Origin of the sequence: Pseudomonas sp. SWRI77 (assembly GCF_014269105.1) — a bacterium.
Classification (GTDB): domain Bacteria; phylum Pseudomonadota; class Gammaproteobacteria; order Pseudomonadales; family Pseudomonadaceae; genus Aquipseudomonas; species Aquipseudomonas capeferrum.
On the sequence record NZ_JABWRV010000012.1, the window covers coordinates 11,796 to 26,850 of the forward strand.

Consider the following 15,055-nt stretch of genomic DNA (forward strand, 5'->3'; position numbering starts at 1 on the left):
CCACCCCATCACCGATGTAGGAGATGCACCAATGGTTGCTGGATTGCTCGAGCGTCTTGGCGTTGCCGCCGAGGCTTACACCCAGGGCGACTACCCTGTTCACACGCCGATCGACGGCAGCCAGATCGCCTCGGTGAAGCTGCTCGGCAAGGCCGAGACCATCGCCCGCATCGATCAGGCCCACAGCGCCTTCGAAGCCTGGCGCAGCGTACCGGCCCCACGCCGTGGCGAGCTGGTCCGCCTGTTCGGCGAAGTGCTGCGTGAGCACAAGGCCGACCTCGGCGAGCTGGTTTCGATCGAAGCCGGCAAGATTACCCAGGAAGGCCTGGGCGAAGTCCAGGAAATGATCGACATCTGCGACTTCGCCGTCGGCCTGTCGCGTCAACTGTACGGCCTGACCATCGCCTCCGAGCGCCCGGGCCACCACATGCGTGAAAGCTGGCACCCGCTGGGCGTGGTTGGCGTGATCAGCGCCTTCAACTTCCCGGTGGCCGTCTGGGCCTGGAACACCGCACTGGCCCTGGTGGCCGGTAACTCGGTGGTGTGGAAGCCGTCGGAAAAGACCCCACTGACCGCCCTGGCCTGCCAGGCGCTGTTCGAAAAAGCCCTGAAAGCCTTTGGCGATGCACCGGCTGGCCTGGCGCAACTGGTCATCGGTGGCCGTGAAGCGGGCGAAGCCATGGTCGACGACCCGCGTGTGCCGCTGGTCAGCGCTACCGGCAGTACCCGCATGGGCCGTGAAGTCGGCCCACGTGTCGCTGCCCGCTTTGGCCGCAGCATCCTCGAACTGGGTGGCAACAACGCCATGATCCTGGCACCGAGCGCGGACCTGGACCTGGCCGTGCGTGGCATCCTGTTCTCGGCCGTCGGCACTGCCGGCCAGCGTTGCACCACCTTGCGCCGCCTGATCGTGCACCGTTCGATCAAGGATGAAGTGGTTGCCCGCGTCAAAGCCGCCTACGCCAAGGTGCGTATCGGTGACCCACGCAAGGACAACCTGGTGGGCCCGCTGATCGACAAGCTGTCGTTCGATGCCATGCAGGGCGCGCTGGCCAAGGCCCGCGACGAAGGCGGCCAGGTGTTTGGCGGCGAGCGTCAGCTGGCTGACCAGTACCCGAATGCCTACTACGTATCCCCGGCCATCGCCGAGATGCCGGCCCAGAGCGACGTAGTGCGCCACGAAACCTTCGCGCCGATCCTGTACGTGCTGGCCTACGACGACTTCGAAGAGGCCCTGCGCCTGAACAACGAAGTGCCACAGGGCCTGTCCTCGTGCATCTTCACCACCGACATCCGTGAAGCTGAGCGCTTCCAGAGTGCCTCGGGCAGCGACTGCGGCATCGCCAACGTCAACATCGGCACCAGCGGCGCCGAGATCGGCGGTGCGTTTGGTGGCGAGAAGGAGACCGGCGGTGGCCGTGAGTCCGGTTCGGATGCCTGGAAAGGCTACATGCGTCGCCAGACCAACACCGTCAACTACTCGCGCGAGCTGCCGCTGGCGCAGGGTATCGTGTTCGACTGATGCTGCATGGCCGGGGGCGATGCCCCCGGTTCGCGGGGCAAGCCCGCTCCCACAGAAATCATGCACACAACGCGATCTCTGTGGGAGCGGGCTTGCCTGCGAATGGGCCGCAAAGCGGCGCCAAAACACGAGATGCACCCGCAATAAGAACAACCCTGCTGGAGCCGGCCATGTCCGAACTGCGTCAACAATGCTTGTGGGAATTCGTCAGCAAACCCACCGTCGCCGCCCAGGCCCTGGCCGGTGAGCACAAGGCCGATGTCTGTGTCATCGGTGGCGGCATCACCGGCCTGTCCGCAGCCATCCACCTGCTGGAGCAGGGCAAGTCGGTGATTCTGCTGGAGGCTTGGCAGATCGGCCACGGAGGCTCCGGACGTAACGTCGGCCTGGTCAACGCGGGCACCTGGATCCGCCCCGACGATGTCGAGGCGACCCTCGGCCAGAAGCAGGGCAGCCGCTTGAACAAGGTGCTCGGCGAGGCACCCGGCGAGGTCTTCGCCATGATCGAGCGCCTTGGCATCGACTGCCAGGCCCAGCACAAAGGCACGCTGCACATGGCGCACAACGCCACCGGCATCGCCGACCTCGAAGCCCGCCATGAACAGTGGCGCCGGCGAGGGGCTGATGTGGAGCTGCTGACCGGCGCCCAATGCCAGGAATACTGCGGTACCAACAAAATTTCCGCCGCGCTGCTCGACCGCCGCGCCGGCACCATCAACCCCATGGGTTACACCCAAGGCCTGGCCGCTGCGGTCTCGCGCTTGGGTGGCAAAGTGTTCCAGCAGTCGTCCGTCGAGGGCCTGGAGCGCGAGGGTGATGGCTGGCGAGTGAAGACCGCGCGCGGCTCGGTGCGCGCCGACAAGGTGGTGATGTCCACCGGTGCCTACACTGAAGGCGACTGGAGCAACCTGCAGAAGCAGTTCTTCCGCGGTTACTACTACCAGGTGGCGTCCAAGCCGCTGCAGGGCGCCGCCGCCGACAAGGTGCTGCCGCATGGCCAAGGCTCCTGGGACACCCGCACTGTGCTCAGTAGCATCCGCCGTGACGAGCAGGGCCGCCTGCTGCTTGGCAGCCTGGGCCGGGTCGACAACAAGCCAGCCTGGTTCGTGCGCAGTTGGGCGGACCGGATCCAGAGCCATTACTACCCGGAGCTGGGCAAGGTCGAGTGGGAGATGCACTGGACTGGCTGCATCGATTTCACCCCCGACCACCTGATGCGGCTGTTCGAGCCGGCGCCTGGGTTGGTCGCGGTGACCGGTTACAACGGGCGCGGCAACACCACCGGGACCGTGATCGGCCGGGCGTTTGCCGAGTTCCTGCTCAAGGGTGAGGCGGACAGCTTGCCGATTCCGTTCTCGCCGATGACCGGGGTGAGTGCGCCGTCGTTGCGCACGGCGTTCTATGAGTCCGGGTTCTCGCTGTACCACGCGGGGCAGTGTTTGAGAGTGGTGCTGTAAGGTACTGCTACGGTTCTGTAGGAGCGGCCTTGCGTCGCGAAAGGGCTGCGCAGCGGCCCCAAGTTCTATGGCGCAGCAAAAATCGCTGGGGCCGCTGCGCGACCCTTTCGCGACGCAAGGCCGCTCCTACAATCAGCGCCAATTCAGGGGCCCCAGGTCATTTGTGCAACCAGCTGAGGAAGCCGCCCTTCTTGATCAGGGTCGGCTTCTGCAGCAGTAGCGACTCCCGGCTCTGGCGCCGGAACCGCTGCAACTTGCTCAACGCCGTCTGTACCTCGCCGCGCTGCACCAGGCAGCTCTTCACCTGTTCCTTGTCGATGCGGTAAAGCACGCAGCTGGTCAGCGTGCGGAATTCAGCGAAGCCGTCGTCCTCGTCGAGGATGCCCTCGATTCCCAGTACCTCCCCAGGCCCCATGCGCCCAGCCTCCAGCAACTTGTCGCCGTCGCGGACCGACGCCGAAACCACGCCGCTGCCAATCACCAACAGATGCTCCGAGCGTTCGCCCACCCCCAGGATCACCTGGTCGGCCAGGTACTCTACCGCGGTCATGCGCTGGCTCAGCGCATCGCGTTCGTCATCGCTCAGCGAGCGGAACACCCGCACCTCGTCCAGTACTTCGCGCTGGCGGCTGCGTGGCGGCATGGCCAGGTCGACGTTCCACATCACGCCACTGGCCTCAAGGTGCCGGTGGGCCAGGTCGAACAGCTGATTGCGCGCTTCGGTCTTGCCGCCCATGTCGGCAATGAAACCACTGGCCTCGTATTCCACCGATTCCAGGCTCGAGGCCTTCACCGTGACTTTCGGCTTGGGCGAGGCCAGTATCGCGCGGGTGCCCTGCAAGGCCTTTTCCAGCGCATCGAATACCCGCTTCGGCCGCACCTTGGCCGGCACCACCACGCTGATCGATACACCGTGCACATCGGCCGGGCGGCTGTGGTTGAGCAGCTTGGCCTTGGCCGCGACCGAGTTGGGGATCACCGCCAGGCTGCCGGACCCGGTCAGCAGGCGGGTGGCGCGCCAGTCGATGTCCAGTACCTTGCCTTCGGTGCCATCGATGGAGATCGCATCGCCGATCTGATAGGGCCGTGTGGTGTTCAGCACGATGCCGCTGAACACATCGGCCAAGGTGCTTTGCAATGCCAGGCCGATAACGATGGCCATCACCCCGGAGGTGGCCAGCAGCCCCTTCACCGGCAGCTGCATTACGTAGCCTGCCGCCGCCACCACCGCCGCCAGGAATATCAGCGCCCCCAGCACATCCTGCAGCAACCGCCCGCCATGGCTGCCGCGCGCCACCAGCAGCAGGCCGAACACCACCGTCACCGTGCGCGCGCCGAACAGCCACCAGCCGATCGTCAGCACCGTGGCCATCAGGTTGCGCGACACATCCTCGGGCCATGGCGGTGGTTGCAACGGGCTCATGCCGGCGGCCAGCAGCACCGAGCTGAACAGCAGGAAGATCACCAGCCGCGCGCCGATACGCCAGGCCCGGCGCTGGAGGGGGATCAGTTGCCAGAGCACGAGGTCGAGCAGAATCAGGGCGCAGCCGAGCAGCAACGGGGAAGACTGGATAAAGGCCAGCATGGTGGTCTCGGGATGAGGGGAGGGCTGTGGGTAGTAATAGAGCAGGTTGGTTCGCCAGGCAATGTTGTCCGGCTGCGCTCACCCTGGTCGCCTGTTGACTTGTCCAAGGACTGTGGTAGCGTTTTACCTGAGCGCGAAACCAGTTGCCATTCAGCGGCAGTAACTGGCGTAGGAACCCCGTCGATGGCTGAATCATCAGCGCAGGGTGAGACCTCCACACCCCGGCTTGAGGGTGTGTATATGAATATCAAGCACCTCTTTCAGGGCTACTGGTTACAGTGGCCCTTTTCTTTGTTCGGCAGAAACGCATAGCGTTTGAAGAGCAGCTCGCCATGGCGATGCTTGTTCAACGCTTTCGCGTCGCACTGCATAAAATTCCACAGCATTTTTCCGCTCTCGAGCGTCACGATCACCAGCATCTGTCGCTTGGTCTCATAGACCCCGATAAATGCCAATCTATGTGTGTCGTTGGTATAGGCGACACTCCACACTTCAAACGGCCCGGTCAAGGTATCCAAGGCTACTTGGACATAACGTTCCCGGGCATCCTGCCTTTTTTCGACGATGTGACAGATACAGCTGCGCCGAACCTGAACACCTCCCAAGGGCGTCTTGAGAACCACAAAGGCGATAGGTGAGTCGCTCAAGCCGAAGTGCTGAGCGACCAGTTCGATAGCATCGTCATGGGAGTCCGCTGCAGCAATCTCCTCGATAGCTTGAGCACGCATCTCACGGTGAAGTGACCTGAGATCGGGTAGCCCCATATCCAGCCAAGTGCGCTGACACCCTTTCTCAGTGATTTTTGCGGGTGGGGTAGTGACGGTCAAGGAGGTACCTGGTGACAAGCGGAGGGCTGAAGCGATAGGGCTCGACAAGCCTAGGGAGCGGGTAGAGCGCGAACAATCAGAAGGGAATCGACACAGTTCGTAGGGGATTTCCCGATGCGACGCGGTTTCGCAGGTAATGACTGACATCGCAGTAGGACATTGCTGGCATTTCAGAATGCTGAGGCCGCTAAGCAAACAAGCCAGCAAATCCATTGCCAACTAATCGTTCACAGAATAGAACGCTAAAGCCAAAAACAGCTATCTACCGCTCCAAAGGTGATGGTTTTAATCTTCTCCCATCAACGCGAAACACCCAAATCACTGAAGATCAAAACCCTTAGGAGCAACGACCATGACCCCATTCAAATACAACCGCCTGAACAAAGACGACGCTGCCGTGCTGCTGGTCGACCACCAGGCTGGCCTGCTGTCCCTGGTGCGTGACATCGAGCCGGACGCCTTCAAGAACAACGTGCTGGCCCTGGCCGACCTGGCCAAGTTCTTCAACCTGCCAACCATCCTCACCACCAGCTTCGAGCAAGGCCCCAACGGCCCGCTGGTACCCGAGCTGAAAGCGCTGTTCCCGGACGCGCCCTACATCGCCCGCCCAGGCCAGATCAACGCCTGGGACAACGAAGACTTCGTCAAGGCCGTGAAGGCCACCGGCAAGAAGCAACTGATCATCGCCGGTGTCGTGACTGAGGTGTGCGTAGCCTTCCCGGCACTGGCGGCCCTGGAAGAAGAATTCGAGGTTTTCGTGGTGACCGATGCTTCCGGCACCTTCAACGCCATGACCCGCGACGCCGCCCATGACCGCATGAGCCGTGCCGGTGCGCAACTGATGACCTGGTTCGGCGTGGCCTGTGAGCTGCACCGCGACTGGCGCAACGATGTCGAAGGCCTGGCGGCGCTGTGCTCCAACCACATCCCGGACTACCGCAACCTGATGAGCAGCTACAACGCCTTCAACGCCGGCAAGTAACCCGCCACGCCCCCGGGCACCGCCAGTCGGTGCCCGGCAAGGGCAGCACACCCATGCAATCTTCCGCCCGTTCGCCGTTGCACAGTGGATGCGGGCCAGCTCATCCCAAGGAACGCCGATGAACACCGCACTCCAAGACAACCGCAACGTGGTTACCCTGGTCATCCAGCACAAGGTTCGTGCCGAAGCATTGGCAGGCTACGAAGCGTGGCTCAAGCACACGGTCAGCGCCGCACGCCGCCAACCCGGCCACCTCGATGTCAACGTGATCCGCCCGGAAGACGGTGGCCGCCACTTCACCACCGTGGTGCGCTTCAGCGACGCCAGCCTGTTGCAGGCCTGGGTCAACTCCACCGAGCGCCAGACGCTGGTCAGCCAGGTGCTGCCGTTGCTGGAGGAGGGTGACAACACCCAGGTCCACGACGACCCGGAGTTCTGGTTCACCCCGCCGAGCACCACCGCGAAGCAACCGCCGCGCTGGAAGCAGGCACTGCTGACCTACCTGGTGATCTGCCCGATGACCATGATCATCCCGCAACTGCTGGCGCCGTTGTTCGCCCGCGTCCCGCAGCTGGGCGGCCCGATCACCGGCAACCTGATCGTCAACCTGTTCGTCATCCTGCCCGTGGTGTTCTACATCATGCCGTGGGTAACCCACCGCTGCGCCAACTGGCTGCGTGGCTGAGCCAGCTCCACCCCCCACCCCAAAAGGCTTTCAAGGAGATACCGACATGAGCACACTCGTAACCCGCGACGGCACTTCGCTCTATTTCAAGGACTGGGGCAGCGGCAAGCCCGTGCTGTTCAGCCACGGTTGGCCGCTGGATGCCGACATGTGGGACGCGCAGATGGAGTTCCTGGCCAGCCGCGGCTACCGCGCCATCGCGTTCGACCGCCGTGGCTTCGGCCGGTCGAGCCAACCGTGGAACGGTTATGACTACGATACCTTTGCCGATGACATCGCCCAGTTGATCGAGCACCTCGACCTGCGTGAAGTGACCCTGGTGGGGTTCTCCATGGGCGGCGGCGATGTCAGCCGTTATATCGCCCGCCATGGCAACGAGCGAGTTGCCGGGCTAGTGCTGCTGGGCGCGGTGACGCCGGTGTTCGGCAAGCGTGATGACAACCCTGAAGGGGTCGATGCATCGGTGTTCGCAGGTATTCAGGCAGGGCTGCGTGCGGACCGGGCGCAGTTCATCGCTGATTTCGCCACGCCGTTCTATGGTTTGAACCAGGGCCAGCAAGTGTCCCAGGGCGTGCTGACGCAAACCCTGAACATCGCGCTGTTGGCCTCGATCAAGGGCACGCTGGATTGCGTGAGCGCGTTTTCCGAGACCGACTTCCGCCCCGACATGGCCAAGATCGAGGTGCCTACCTTGGTTATCCACGGTGACGCGGACCAGATCGTGCCGTTCGAGACCACCGGCAAGAAGGCTGCCGAGTTGATTCGTGGGGCCGAGTTGAAGGTGTATGAAGGCGCGCCGCATGGCTTTGCCGTGACGCATACGCAGCAGTTGAACGAAGACCTGCTGGCGTTCTTGAACCGGTGAAAATCCAGCGGCCGCCTCGCGCCGAGGCCGGCCGCTGCACAAAAGCTGATCAAGGCTAACCTTCACCCACCCACCGCACATCCATCCAAGCCTTGGCCAGGCACGAACCGGCATGCTCCGCAGTTGCGCTTGCCGCCGCCGCACCCAGACGGAGAAGACCATGTCCCAGGACCCCAACGACAAGAGCCGTCGCCAGTTCCTCGCCACCAGCACCGTGCTCGGTGCTGCTGGCGCGCTCTGGTCCGCATTGCCCTTCGCCGGCTCCGCCGGTTCCGCCCATGCATCCACCCAAGGAGGCTCCATGACCGCCGACCTCATCCTGTTCAACGGCAAACTGCACACCGTTGACCGTGAGAAGCCCACCGCCACCGCCGTTGCCATCAAGGACGGCCGCTTCATTGCCGTCGGCAGTGACGCCGACGCCATGGCCCACAAAAGCGCTGCCACGCAGATCATCGACCTCAAGCAGCGTACCGTTATCCCAGGCCTGAACGACTCCCACCTGCACTTGATCCGTGGTGGCCTGAACTACAACCTGGAGCTGCGTTGGGAAGGCGTACCGTCGGTAGCCGACGCCCTGCGCATGCTCAAAGACCAGGCCGCCCGTACCCCAACCCCGCAGTGGGTGCGTGTGGTCGGTGGCTGGAACGAATTCCAGTTCGCTGAAAAGCGCATGCCGACCCTGGAAGAAATCAACCAGGCCGCGCCCGATACCCCGGTGTTCCTGCTGCACCTGTACGACCGCGCACTGCTCAACCGCGCTGCGCTCAAGGCCGTGGGCTACACCAAGGACACGCCGAACCCGCCAGGTGGCGAGATCCAGCGCAACAAATTCGGCGAGCCGACCGGCATGCTCATTGCCCGCCCTAACGCGATGATCCTCTACGCCACCCTGGCCAAGGGGCCGAAGCTGCCGCTGGAATACCAGGTCAACTCGACCCGCCAGTTCATGCGTGAGCTCAACCGCCTGGGCCTGACCAGCGCCATCGACGCCGGGGGTGGCTACCAGAACTTCCCCGACGACTATTCGGTGATCCAGGAGCTGGCTGACAAAGGCCAGTTGACCGTGCGCATCGCCTACAACCTGTTTACCCAGAAGCCCAAGGAAGAACTCGACGACTTCAAGAAGTGGACGTCGAGCGTGAAGCTGCACAGCGGCACGGACTTCCTGCGCCATAACGGCGCGGGCGAGATGCTGGTGTTCTCCGCCGCCGACTTCGAGGACTTCCTTGAGCCGCGGCCGGACTTGCCGCAAACCATGGAAGAAGAGCTGGAGCCGGTGGTGCGCCACCTGGTCGAGCAGCGCTGGCCGTTCCGCCTGCACGCTACTTACAACGAATCGATCACGCGCATGCTCGATGTGTTCGAAAAGGTTAACCGGGACATTCCGTTCAACGGCCTGCCGTGGTTCTTCGACCATGCCGAAACCATCACCCCGGAAAACATCGAGCGCGTGCGCGCCCTGGGCGGGGGCATCGCCATCCAGGACCGTATGGCCTTCCAGGGTGAATACTTCGTCGACCGCTACGGTGCCAAGGCAGCCGAAAAGACACCGCCGATCCAGCGCATGCTCGACATGGGTGTGCCGGTTGGGGCCGGTACCGACGCAACCCGCGTCTCCAGCTACAACCCGTGGACTTCGCTGTATTGGTTGGTCAGCGGCAAGACCGTTGGCGGCATGGCGCTGTACCCGGAAGGCCTGAGCCGCGACACCGCGCTGCAGTTGTTCACTCAGGGCAGCGCCTGGTTCTCCAGCGAGCAGGGCAAGAAAGGCCAGATCAAGGTGGGCCAGTTGGCCGACCTGGCGGCGTTGTCGCTGGACTTCTTCAGTGTCGATGAAGAGGCGATCAAGGGCATCGAGTCGGTGCTGACCCTCGTCGATGGCAAGGTCGTGTTCGGCGCCGGCGAGTTCGACAGGCTCGGCCCGCCGCAGGTGCCAGTACTGCCGGAATGGTCGCCGGTGGCCAAGGTGCCGGGGCACTGGCGGGTGGGTACGCCATCGCTGGCCGCAGCGGTGCACCAGTGCAGCGGCCCGTGTGGGGTGCATGCGCACAGCCATGAAAAGGCGCGGCATTCCAGCGTGCCGGTGAACGATTTCCAAGGGTTCTGGGGGGCGCTGGGTTGTTCGTGCTTCGCGTTCTGAGTTGATGTGAAGAAGGGGCCTGCAGAGGCCCCTTTTTTTGCTTGAGTGAATTATCGGCTCAGTTCAGAAGCTGCCTTTGAGTGGGTATTCGATGATCAGGTAGAGGCGGTCGATATCGTCGCCCGCCTGGGCTTGGTTGGCGCGATGGCTGACGTGGGAAAGCGCCAGGCTGAGGTCTTTGGCGACGCCGGACTGCACCACATACCTGAGGTCGATATCGCGTTCCCAGTGGCGCCCGCCCTGGCCCTGTTGCGCCGCGTAGGCGCCGCTTGCCGGGGCATGCGTGCCGTCGACCCCGCGGCCACTGACGTAGCGGCCCATCAGGCTCAGGCCGGGCATGCCAAGGGTGGCGAAGTCGAGGTCATAGCGCAGCTGCCATGAGCGCTCGCCCGGGCCGTTGAAGTCGGCGTACTTGATCGAGTTGGCCAGGTAGATCGAGTCGCCAGCTACGAAGTCGAAGGGGGTGTCGCCTTCGACCTTCTGGTAGGCGAGGGTCAGGGCCTGGGCACCGAAGCTGTACTTGCCCGCCAAGCTGAAGGCAAGGGTGTCGATGGCGCCGGCGCTGGCGTTGCCGGTATCACGGCTCTTGTAGAGGTTGCCGTCCAGGCGCCAACTGCCTTCGGCCAGGTTGAGATTGAGGTAGGCCTGGCGCCAGGTGTCTTGCAGTTGGCTGGCGTACAGCGCGCCGCCGAACGGGCCATCGGCTGCGAACGTGGCGCCGGCCAGGCTGATGGCGCGGCCATGGGTGGTGGCGCCGTAGCCTGTGAAATCGTCGTGGGTCGAGCTGTTGTCCTGGTTGTTGAACGCGGTGAAGCGTCCGGCCTCCAGGCGCCAGCCGGGCAGGGCGGTGTTCTCCAGCAACCAGCCGGTGGCGTATTCGGGGTGCAGGCGTTTGTCGCCGGTATCGAACACGGGTGTCTCGACGGTCATCTCGCCATAGCGCAGCAGGGTATTGCCCAGGCGCAGCTTGATGGCGGCGCCGGCGCTGGAATAGTCGGACTCGGCACGGCCATCGCTGTCACGCGGCAGCAGCCCGGTACCGGCATGGCCGCGGCCACCGTCGAGCTTGAGGCCGAGAAAGCCATGGGCATCGATGCCGACACCCACAGCGCCTTCGGTGAACCCCGAGCGGATTTCACCGATGAAGCCTTGCGCCCATTCCTGACGGTAGTTCTGGCCGCTGCCGGAAGGCGAGCGGAAGTCGCTGTGCAGGAAGTAGTTGCGGCTGAGCAGCGACCAGCCGGGTTCTTCTGCCTGGCTGAGCGCGGGGCAGAGGGCGAGGGTGGCGAGCAGGGCGCGGCCGGGGCCGTGAGTGGCGCGGATCATGGGGGCTCCGGGATGGATGATCCAGGACTGTGGAGCAAGCGCAGGCGAGGGTCTTGTAAAGGTGTGCTTTCGCGGGTAAACCCGCGAAAGGGCAGTACAGATTCAGGCCATGTCGCTGATGGCGAACTCCTCGGCCAGGTGATCGATCAGCGACCGCACCGACGGCAGCAAGCCGCGCCGCGACGGGAAGATCGCATGCACGATGCCGCAGCGCGGGTGCCAGCCCGGCAACAGCTCCACCAGCCGGCCCTCGGCCAGGTCCTCGCGCACGGCTACCCGGGGCAGGTGCGCAATGCCCACACCGGCCACCACGAAATGGCGCAAGGCAAACAGGTCGTCGGTGACCATGCGCGGTGTGTGCGGGATCACGATGCTGTGGCTTTGGTCTTCCCCTTGGAACAGCTCCCACTGGTACTCACGTTGGGCGCTGCCCCAGTGCACGCTGGGCAGCTGGCCGAGCATCTGCGGGTCGAAGCCCTTGGGCAGTTGCTCCCGGTATTGCGGCTGGCCGACCAGGCACTGGGTACTGTTGCTCAGCACCTTCATCACCATGTCGGTGTTTTCCAGCGGCGGAAAGCGCACGCGCAGCGCCACGTCGAAGCCTTCATGCAGCAGGTCGACGCGGCGGTTGGTACTTTCGATGAACAGCTCTACCTGCGGGTACTTGAGCATGTAGCGCGTCAGCATCGGCCCGACCCAGGAGTTGAGCAGGGTGGTCGGGCAGCTGATGCGCACCAGCCCGCGAGGCTCGCTGCGGTTGCGTTCGATGATCTCCGCCGCGCCCTCGGCCTCCACGCGCATGGCCAGGCAACGGTTGTAGTAGGCCTGGCCGATTTCGGTCAGCGAGCAATGCCGGCTGGTGCGGTGCAGCAGGCGTACGCCAAGACGCTCTTCAAGGTCTGCGATACGCCGGCTGAGCTTGGACTTGGGCATGTCCAGCGCGCGACCTGCCGGGGCGAAACCGCCGTGCTCCACTACCTGGGTGAAGTAGTAGAGGGAGTTGAGGTCTTCCAATGATCGTTCTCCGGGTGGAACGGTAAGGGCAGTTTCGCAGTTTAACGCAGCAAAGGTGATGAGTTTGAAGGGTATCTTGCCATGCAGCCCGAGCTCTGGCTGAAAGACTTTGGGAAACCTCCCACATAGATCGCGGACGGCAACACCGCGCTAAATCAAATCTCTGAGAACAGACTGATCAATCCGGAAATGCTTCAGGAGAGCTTGGATGCGCCTTTCTATATCCAACTTGAAATGTGTAAGGCGTGACCTTACACTCAAAATTCAATGATCAAGAGTTTCAGGCACAAGGGCCTGAGGCTGCTTTATCAGCGACGAGACACATCAGGAGTACGCGCCGATCATGTTGCTCGTTTACGACGGCTACTTGCCTCGCTCGAGGTGGCGCAAACGCCTTCCAACCTGGATCGTCCTGGATACCGCCTGCATTTGCTGCGGGGCAAGCTGGATGGCTTCTGGGCGGTGAACGTTTCGGGCAACTGGCGACTGGTGTTCCGCTTCGTTGGTACCGATGTAGAGCTTGTCGATTATCTGGACTACCACTAGGAGAGAGAACGCCATGCCTATGTACGATCCACCCCATCCCGGTGAGTCTTTGCGAGAAGACGTTTTGCCTGCAATTGGCATGAGTGTCTCGGGACTGGCGCGTCACCTCGGTTATTCGCGGGGGCAGCTGTCCACCGTGCTCAATGGGCGTGCCGCTATATCCGCTGATCTGGCGTACCGTCTTGAACTGGCGGGCCTCGGCGATGCTCGGCAGTATCTTGCCGAGCAGGCCGCCTACGATCTGTGGCAGGCCGCGCACCGTGAGCACCCGCAGATTGCGCGGCTGGTATTTGCTTGAAACTCAATCCGCATCCGAATCAAACAACCGCTCCAGTTCCACCCGCGCTTCCTTGGCTGTCTGCATCACCTTGGCCCGGTCATCGCGTACCTGCCCTTGGGCTACCAGCACTTCTTCGTCGTGTTGGGTAAACCGGGCGATGCGATCCGCCGCTTGTTCATCACTCAACCCTAACCCCACCAGCGCACGGCGGGTCATCTCCAAGCTCGAATAGAACGTCTCGCGAATCGGCTCGGCGCCTACATCGATCAGCTTGTGCACATGCTGGCGGTTACGCGCGCGGGCCAGCACTTTCAGGTGCGGGTACAGGCGCTTGACCCGCTCCGCCGTGCGGGTGGTGACGTCCGGGTCGTCGGTGGTGATGACGAAGTACTCGGCCTCGCCCACCTTGGCCGCATGCAGCACCTCGGCGCGCAAGGGGTCGCCGTAGAACACTGGAGCCTGCTCGAACATGCGGGTCATCTCGATAGCGTCCACCGAGGTTTCCAAGGCTATGAAGGGGATCTTCTGCGCGCGCAGGATGCGCGAGACGATCTGCCCCATGCGGCCCATGCCGACGATGACCACACGCGGGGCGTCGGTCTGGATCTGCTTGTACTGCTCCGGCACTTCACGCTGCGGCTGCGGGCGCTTGAGGGCGCGGGCGCAGCCGAGCATCAGCAGGGGGGTGAGGGCCATCGACAGGGTGATGGTCATCATCAGCAGGTCGTAGGTCTGGGTGTCGAACAAGCCCTGGTCCTTGCCCAGCTTGAACACCACGAAGGCGAACTCGCCACCCGCCGCCAGCACCATCCCCAGGCGCAGGGCGCTGGCGCTGTTGAGGCCACCCGCCAGCCGGCCGACCACGATCAGCAAGGTCAGCTTGACCGCGATCAGCAGCAGGGTCAGGCCCAACAGCACCAGCGGCATTTCCAGCAGCAGGCTCAGGTTGGCGCCCATGCCGACACTGATGAAGAACAGCCCCAGCAGCAGCCCCTTGAACGGTTCGATCTGCGACTCCAGCTCGTGGCGGTACTCCGAGTCGGCCAGCAACAGGCCGGCGAGGAAGGCGCCCAGGGCCATGGAAATGCCGGCCTCTTCCATCAGCCAGGCGGTACCGATCACCACCAGCAGCGCGGTGGCGGTGGAAACCTCCGGCAGGCCGGTACGGGCGACGATGCGAAACACCGGGCGCAGCAGGTAACGGCCGCCGACGATGACCACGGCGATACTGGCGAATACCTTCAGTGCATGTTCGAGGCTGTCACCGTGACTGGTATCCGGACCGCTGGCGGCCAGCAGCGGGACCAGGGCGATCAGCGGGATGGCCGCGATGTCCTGAAACAGCAGAATGGCGAACGCGAGGCGACCGTGCGGCGCGTTCAGCTGCTTGCTTTCGGCCAGGCTCTGCAGGCCGAGGGCGGTCGATGACAGCGCCAGGCCCAGGCCCAGCACCAGGGCCGCCGGCAATGACTGGGCAAAGCCGAACAGGGCGATGGCGCCGATCACCGCACCGGTCAGCAACACCTGCGCAGCCCCCACGCCGAACACTGACTTGCGCATCAGCCACAAGCGTTTGGGTGACAGCTCCAGGCCGATGATGAACAGCAGCAGAACAACGCCCAGTTCAGAAATGTGCGCGACGCTCTCGGTATCGCGGATCAGCCCCAGCGCCTGCGGGCCGATGGCCACGCCAGCCAGCAGGTAGCCGATCACCGCGCCCAGTTGCAGGCGCTTGGCCAAGGGGACGGCAAGGACGGTGGCGAAGAGGAAGATCACCGCGGTTTGCAGAAGGCTGCCTTCGTGTGGCATTGGCTCGAACTCCA

Annotated in this window: 13 protein-coding genes; 8 read left to right on the top strand and 5 right to left on the bottom strand. The window is 63.5% G+C overall.

The window, feature by feature from the left end; all coding sequences use genetic code 11:
• The first annotated feature begins 31 nt into the window (after positions 1-31).
• Complete coding sequence (locus tag HU766_RS13480) at positions 32-1,522, top strand: aldehyde dehydrogenase family protein (protein ID WP_186657530.1); 1,491 nt, start codon at positions 32-34, stop codon at positions 1,520-1,522.
• 170 nt (positions 1,523-1,692) lie between these two features.
• Positions 1,693-2,979 carry an FAD-binding oxidoreductase gene (locus HU766_RS13485; protein WP_186657532.1) on the top strand — a complete coding sequence of 429 codons (1,287 nt, stop codon included), beginning with the start codon at positions 1,693-1,695 and terminating at the stop codon, positions 2,977-2,979.
• 157 nt (positions 2,980-3,136) lie between these two features.
• Here the strand turns inward: HU766_RS13485 and HU766_RS13490 are convergent, their stop codons facing one another.
• Positions 3,137-4,564 (bottom strand): mechanosensitive ion channel family protein, encoded by a 1,428-nt coding sequence (locus HU766_RS13490; protein ID WP_095063929.1) that lies wholly within the window; start codon positions 4,562-4,564, stop codon positions 3,137-3,139.
• A gap of 266 nt (positions 4,565-4,830) precedes the next feature.
• Entirely contained in the window at positions 4,831-5,391 is a 561-nt protein-coding gene (locus HU766_RS13495) for a PBECR2 nuclease fold domain-containing protein (protein ID WP_047582057.1), read from the bottom strand.
• 352 nt (positions 5,392-5,743) lie between these two features.
• Here HU766_RS13495 and ycaC point away from each other — a divergent pair, with 352 nt between their 5' ends.
• The 4 genes from ycaC (at position 5,744) to HU766_RS13515 (ending at position 10,066) form a co-directional block, all read left to right on the top strand.
• Positions 5,744-6,373 (top strand): isochorismate family cysteine hydrolase YcaC, encoded by a 630-nt coding sequence (gene ycaC / locus HU766_RS13500; RefSeq protein ID WP_033702251.1) that lies wholly within the window; start codon positions 5,744-5,746, stop codon positions 6,371-6,373.
• A 118-nt stretch (positions 6,374-6,491) separates the two neighbouring features.
• Positions 6,492-7,058 carry an antibiotic biosynthesis monooxygenase gene (locus tag HU766_RS13505; RefSeq protein ID WP_186657534.1) on the top strand — a complete coding sequence of 189 codons (567 nt, stop codon included), beginning with the start codon at positions 6,492-6,494 and terminating at the stop codon, positions 7,056-7,058.
• Between the two features lie 46 nt (positions 7,059-7,104).
• Positions 7,105-7,923: an alpha/beta hydrolase gene (locus HU766_RS13510; RefSeq protein WP_047582060.1), complete on the top strand. Its 819-nt coding sequence runs from the start codon at positions 7,105-7,107 to the stop codon at positions 7,921-7,923.
• A 301-nt stretch (positions 7,924-8,224) separates the two neighbouring features.
• Positions 8,225-10,066, top strand: coding sequence for an amidohydrolase (locus HU766_RS13515; RefSeq protein WP_186657885.1), 1,842 nt, complete (start codon positions 8,225-8,227; stop codon positions 10,064-10,066).
• A gap of 63 nt (positions 10,067-10,129) precedes the next feature.
• Here the strand turns inward: HU766_RS13515 and HU766_RS13520 are convergent, their stop codons facing one another.
• Positions 10,130-11,392 (bottom strand): OprD family porin, encoded by a 1,263-nt coding sequence (locus HU766_RS13520; protein WP_186657537.1) that lies wholly within the window; start codon positions 11,390-11,392, stop codon positions 10,130-10,132.
• A 102-nt stretch (positions 11,393-11,494) separates the two neighbouring features.
• Entirely contained in the window at positions 11,495-12,406 is a 912-nt protein-coding gene (locus tag HU766_RS13525) for a LysR substrate-binding domain-containing protein (RefSeq protein WP_033702243.1), read from the bottom strand.
• Positions 12,407-12,673: 267 nt separating this feature from the next.
• Between HU766_RS13525 and HU766_RS13530 the strand changes: the two genes are divergently transcribed.
• Together HU766_RS13530 and HU766_RS13535 are read left to right on the top strand one after the other, a co-directional pair.
• Complete coding sequence (locus HU766_RS13530) at positions 12,674-12,952, top strand: type II toxin-antitoxin system RelE/ParE family toxin (RefSeq protein WP_186657549.1); 279 nt, start codon at positions 12,674-12,676, stop codon at positions 12,950-12,952.
• A 13-nt stretch (positions 12,953-12,965) separates the two neighbouring features.
• Positions 12,966-13,250, top strand: a complete 285-nt coding sequence (locus HU766_RS13535; protein ID WP_186657551.1) for a HigA family addiction module antitoxin — start codon at positions 12,966-12,968, stop codon at positions 13,248-13,250.
• 3 nt (positions 13,251-13,253) lie between these two features.
• Here HU766_RS13535 and HU766_RS13540 read toward each other — a convergent pair whose 3' ends face one another.
• Complete coding sequence (locus HU766_RS13540) at positions 13,254-15,041, bottom strand: monovalent cation:proton antiporter-2 (CPA2) family protein (protein ID WP_186657571.1); 1,788 nt, start codon at positions 15,039-15,041, stop codon at positions 13,254-13,256.
• Positions 15,042-15,055: the final 14 nt, after the last annotated feature.